Origin of the sequence: Mesorhizobium sp. M2A.F.Ca.ET.037.01.1.1 (assembly GCF_003998075.1) — a bacterium.
Classification (GTDB): Bacteria; Pseudomonadota; Alphaproteobacteria; order Rhizobiales; family Rhizobiaceae; genus Mesorhizobium.
In genome coordinates, this window is the sequence record NZ_RZSA01001471.1 from 1 (window position 1) to 1,082 (window position 1,082).

Sequence of the window (1,082 nt, forward strand, 5' to 3'; positions counted from 1 at the left end):
ACGTGCTCACGGGCCATATGCCGCCGGACATCGTCTTTTCCGACCTGCGCATGCCGGGCACTAGCGGCATCGCGATCTACCGCGAGCTGCTCTCGCAGCAGCCCGCTTTGGCCAAGCGCTTCGTGCTGGTGACCGGCGACCTCATCGGCGCCAAGGCGGAGATCGAAGCGCTGCCGCCGCCGCAGCGCCCGCACATTCTGGAAAAGCCCTTCTCGACGCTCGACGTCCGCGGCATCCTGTCGGCGGTAGCCGACGAGGCCGCAGCCGCGGCCGACAATGGCTCCCATATCTGAGCGGGCTAACCTGGAAAGGCGCGCGGCCGAATTCCGACTTGGCGCCTGCGCGGGGTCTGTTCAGATTCAGGTCAGGCCGAGCCGAGAAGGGTGGCTTCCGAGAACCGGAGCGGAGCGTACTTAAAGTACGTGAGCACCGGAAGCGCAGGAGGCCACCCTTCGCAGGCCGGCCTCACCTGAATATGGGCAGACCCCAAAAAAGAGGCTCCCGACCGACTTCAGCGGCGGGAGCCTGACTTGAGCGCAGGAGGGAGCGCTCTGGGGAGGTCTTAAAAAATGTTCGGCGTGTTGGTGACCGGGGCGGCGTTGGCGATCATGCGCACAGCGCGCTCACGGTGCTGGCCGGACTGCTCGGCGATGGCGCGCAGGCACTCGACGCTCTCGGCGCCCCAGTTCTGGCCCTTACAGGCAAAGTCGATCGCAGATTCCGGCAGGCGGGCGGTCTTGAGCGTGGTCTGCGCGCCTTCAACGACATTGGCCGGCGGGTTGATCGAAGCGAAGGCCGGACCGGAGGCGGGCGCGGCCAGCATGCCGACGAAGGCGCAGGCGCCGATCAGCATGAACATCGCCATCGGATGGTCGCTGGCGCGCTGGCGCAGCGCAAGTTTCGGCCGGCGGTCATTGCGCTCCGGGCCATGCTGGCGGCGATTGGTATCGGCGGCATGAACTTTCGCAAACATAGGGTGTTCCCTTCGTTATCTTTCTTTTTGCTGTGAAACGAACTTAGTCGCACCACGTAACAGTCGGATGATTGGCGGCGATTGCCTGTGTAACAGGATTGAAACAGAC

Annotated in this window: 1 protein-coding gene and 1 pseudogene; one reads left to right on the forward strand and one right to left on the reverse strand. The window is 64.4% G+C overall.

Going from position 1 to position 1,082, the window contains the following annotated elements:
• A pseudogene (locus tag EOA27_RS37670) lies at positions 1-293 on the forward strand (response regulator); the annotation flags it as partial.
• 269 nt (positions 294-562) lie between these two features.
• Here EOA27_RS37670 and EOA27_RS37675 read toward each other — a convergent pair.
• On the reverse strand, positions 563-973 hold the full coding sequence (locus EOA27_RS37675) for a hypothetical protein (RefSeq protein WP_126080900.1): 411 nt from the start codon (positions 971-973) through the stop codon (positions 563-565).
• Between the last annotated feature and the right edge of the window lie 109 nt (positions 974-1,082).